The following is a 3389-nucleotide window of genomic DNA, read 5'->3' as shown; positions in this document are numbered from 1 at the left end:
TGCCTTCGGCGCGTCCGCGTCTGCGCTCTCCGCCAGCGTCGAGGAAATCGGTTACCCGCCGCTGTTCCTGTCGTTCAACGCCTATACGCTGCGCGCCGAGGCGGCCTACAAGGCCACCGACGGTTCGACGCTCGGCGTGGCGCTGGGTGCGCAGTTCCTGCGTGGCGCCGATAACATCTACCAGCGCTGGCGTCCGACCTGGCAAGTCACCTTCGGCAAGCCTCTGCCGCACGGCTTCGAGCTGCGCGGCACCTATTTCGGCCGCTACGAAACGTCCGAAACCGACGACCCCCTGGCTTCGTGGCTGCAGCGCGCGGAACTGGAACTGGGCATGAAGGTGCGCGAAAACCTCGGCATCGCTTCCGGCATCTTCTATGAGCTCAAGGACAATTTGCTCTACGAGAACCAGGAGCGCCGCAAGGGCGTCTATGCCGAAGCGACGTACAACGCGACCAAATCGATGGCCATTGTCGTTCGCGTCGACGTTTCCGAGACCTTCAAGACCGTGATCGACGAGCGCGAACACACGGTCGATGCATTTGTGGGCCTGCGGGCGAAGATCTAGCTCATTCCCGCGCTTGACTGGGTAGGCCCACAAGCGGAGGCAGGAGGGTGTTGAAGACCCTCCTGCCCACGACACGTGACATAAGGATGCCCGTGACTTTCCTGCTCAGTGACGGCCGCCCAGCTTGTAGCTGTTGCCGCCAAGGACATTGACGCCGATACCGCTGAGAACGCCGGTAAGGACGTTGGTCTTGTTGCCGTTCAGAATGCCCTGGACGACATTGCCGCTCAGGATGTTGTTGCCACTCAGGATGCCATTGAGCGCGGTCACCTGGCCGACACCGATGGACGGCGACACATTGATCAGGCTACCCGAGCTACCTCCCCAGCCGCCGGCATAGGCGCCGACAGTCGAGAACGAAACCATAGCAGCGGTGAGTACAAAAGCGAACTTCTTCATGACTTCTCTCCATTGTTGCTAGTAGTGTTTTCTTCGACTTCTTACGACTTACCCCCGAAACGAGTAGTGCATTTTGCCGAAAGTCTTGCAACCTTGGAGTGTTTAATTTCACGGATACAATCCGTTTTCCATTTCTTAACTTTAATATTTTACGTTAAGAAAATTGGTTACCGTCGACGTCTTGAGCTGGTCAGACGGCGTCGTTTTCCCAACGATCGAGGAATGCTTCGATCGGCATTGCCTGCATGTCGGGAACCGCTCTGGCGAGCTTTTCGACCGGCCAGTTCCACCAGGCGAGAGCTTCGATCCGCGCCGCGATATCCGGAGCGAAGCGTGGCCGGAGAGCCTTCGCCGGCACGCCGGCGACGATCGCGTAGGGCGGCACATCACGCGTCACCACTGCGTTGGCGCCGACCACCGCGCCATTGCCGATGGTGACCCCGGGCATGATCACCGCGCCGTGGCCGATCCAGACATCATGGCCGATGGTCACGGCTTTCGCCTGCCGCCGTTCGCGGAAGGCGGCATCGACGCCCAGCCAGCGAAAATACTCGTTCGGCCGGTAGCTGAGCTTGTGCTGGGTCAGCCGCTCTATGGGATGCTCCAGCGCATTGATGCGGCTGTTGGCGGCGATCGAGCAGAATTTGCCGATCGTCGTGTAGATCGCTTCCGAATGGCGTTCGAAATAGGAGAAGTCGCCGACGGTGACCTCGCGAAGCACCACCCGCTCGCCGATCGAGGCATAACGCCCAAGCTTGCACGCCTTCAACTCCGCGGTCGGATGGATGCGTGGCTCGGGGTCTTTCGGGACGAGATCTTCGGAACGGTCCATGCCGGCGGCTTTACGCCTAGGCGATTGGTCCCGCAAGCGGGGCCAATCGTCCGTCAGATCGTTTCCCGGCAAGGATTCGCCCAGGCGATTGGTCCCGCAAGCGGGGCCAATCGTGCGCCCGGGAAGGAACTGAATCGCCTATTGCGGCTTGCCTTTGCTCCACACCACGTTCTGGCCGTAGAGCGGCACAGTGGTGACCGACATTTTGGCCGAGCCGTTCTGCACCTGGCGCGAATGCGAGAGATAGATCAGCGTCTCGTTGGCCTTGTCGTAGATGCGGTTCACCACCTGCTTCTTCCAGATCAGGCTGATGCCTTGCTTGAACACTTCCTCGCCGCCCTCGCTCATGTCGATGTCGCCGATGGTGATCGGGCCGGTCTGGCGGCAGGAGATCGAGGAATCGGACGGATCCTCGAACCAGTTGCCCTTGTGCAGGCGATCGATGATGCCGCGATCGAAATAGGAGACGTGACATGTCACGCCCTCCACTTTGGGGTCCTTGATCGCCTCGACGATGATGTCGTTGCCGAGCCAGTCGACGCCGACCTTGCCGACTTCATCGGCCACGGCGGCCCCGGCACCTAGGACAACGCACGCGGCCAAGGCACCGCCGATCAGTCTTCGCCCAATCAGTCCGTGCCCAATCAGTCGTTGCAAGGGACCCTCCTGCGGTTCGAGTTGCCGGTCACAGGTGGGGCGAGCGGCCCGGCTTTGCAAGCAGATAGGTCGACACCGCAGCGGTTGCGGCAACGCGGCACTTTGCCTGTGCGGGGCCGAACCGCTAAGACTGTCACACAGGCGCGGCATTGAGCCGGCGCGACGATTTCTGCAGACGGACTTTTCTGATGATGCGTTCTATCCTGGTCGGTATTCTCGTCCTGATGGCGGCCGGCATCGGCTGGCTGACCTTCGACTGGTATCGCGGCCACTATGGCGGCGAGCCATTCGGGGCCGCCTTTACTCTGGTCGACCAGAAAGGCGCGCCGATCACCGAAGCCGCCTTCCGGGGCCAGCCCAGCGTCGTCTTCTTCGGCTTCACCCATTGCCCCGAGGTCTGCCCGACCACGCTGTTCGAACTGGCCGGCTGGCTGAAGACGCTCGGCGACGACGGCAAGAACCTGCACGCCTATTTCGTATCGGTCGATCCGGAGCGCGACACGCCTGAGGTGATGAACGCCTATGTCAGCAATTTCTCCGACCGTATCGTCGGCATCACGGGCGCTCCGGACAAGGTCCATGCCATGGCCAAGTCGTTCGGCATCTATTGGAAGAAGGTCGACACCGGCGACGGCGACTACACGATGGATCATACCGCCTCGGTGCTGCTGCTCAACGCCAAGGGCGATTTTGCCGGCACAATCGCCTACGGCGAAAGCGCCGATACGGCCATCGCCAAGCTGAAGCGGCTGGCGGCGAAAGGCTGATTACCATTTCATGACCCAGACGCGCCTTTACTTCACCACCGGAAAGATCGAGTCCGTCAGCATTTTCGCGGCGCTTGAGGCGGCCTTCGAGGAAGAGGGGCTGCCGATCGCCGTGCTGGAGGTCGACGAGGACAAGGACATCCACGAAGTGTCGCTCTATGCCGATGGC

4 protein-coding genes and 2 pseudogenes are annotated in these 3389 nt (G+C 61.1%); 3 read left to right on the top strand and 3 right to left on the bottom strand.

From position 1 onward, the window contains the following. Window positions 1–565: pseudogene (locus tag EOA22_RS28320) on the top strand (hypothetical protein); the annotation flags it as partial. Window positions 566–670: 105 nt separating this feature from the next. On the opposite strand, the gene EOA22_RS28315 reads toward EOA22_RS28320, so the two are convergent. The 3 genes from EOA22_RS28315 to EOA22_RS28305 all read right to left on the bottom strand — a co-directional run bounded on the left by EOA22_RS28315 (window position 671) and on the right by EOA22_RS28305 (window position 2453). Next, a complete protein-coding gene (locus tag EOA22_RS28315; protein WP_013530976.1) occupies window positions 671–964 on the bottom strand; it encodes a hypothetical protein in 294 nt (97 codons plus the stop codon). A gap of 190 nt (window positions 965–1154) precedes the next feature. Next, a complete protein-coding gene (locus EOA22_RS28310) occupies window positions 1155–1796 on the bottom strand; it encodes a DapH/DapD/GlmU-related protein (protein WP_063168299.1) in 642 nt (213 codons plus the stop codon). 138 nt (window positions 1797–1934) lie between these two features. After that, a complete protein-coding gene (locus tag EOA22_RS28305; protein ID WP_024501452.1) occupies window positions 1935–2453 on the bottom strand; it encodes a CreA family protein in 519 nt (172 codons plus the stop codon). A gap of 188 nt (window positions 2454–2641) precedes the next feature. Here EOA22_RS28305 and EOA22_RS28300 point away from each other — a divergent pair, with 188 nt between their 5' ends. Then, window positions 2642–3220 carry an SCO family protein gene (locus EOA22_RS28300; RefSeq protein WP_013530973.1) on the top strand — a complete coding sequence of 193 codons (579 nt, stop codon included), beginning with the start codon at window positions 2642–2644 and terminating at the stop codon, window positions 3218–3220. 10 nt (window positions 3221–3230) lie between these two features. Further along, window positions 3231–3389: pseudogene (locus EOA22_RS28295) on the top strand (50S ribosomal protein L11 methyltransferase); the annotation flags it as partial.

The sequence above is a fragment of the Mesorhizobium sp. M7A.F.Ca.US.014.04.1.1 genome (genome assembly GCF_003998745.1).
In the GTDB taxonomy this organism is placed as follows: Bacteria; Pseudomonadota; Alphaproteobacteria; order Rhizobiales; family Rhizobiaceae; genus Mesorhizobium; species Mesorhizobium ciceri.
Note: the sequence above shows the minus strand (reverse complement) of the source record. Positions and strands in the feature narration are given on the sequence as shown.

What these genes read in the sequence shown, in the direction of transcription:
- EOA22_RS28300 (WP_013530973.1), top strand. Translation starts at nt 2,642, where the DNA reads ATGATGCGTTCTATCCTGGTCGGTATTCTCGTCCTGATGGCGGCCGGC.
- EOA22_RS28315 (WP_013530976.1), bottom strand. Translation starts at nt 964, where the DNA reads ATGAAGAAGTTCGCTTTTGTACTCACCGCTGCTATGGTTTCGTTCTCG.
- EOA22_RS28310 (WP_063168299.1), bottom strand. Translation starts at nt 1,796, where the DNA reads ATGGACCGTTCCGAAGATCTCGTCCCGAAAGACCCCGAGCCACGCATC.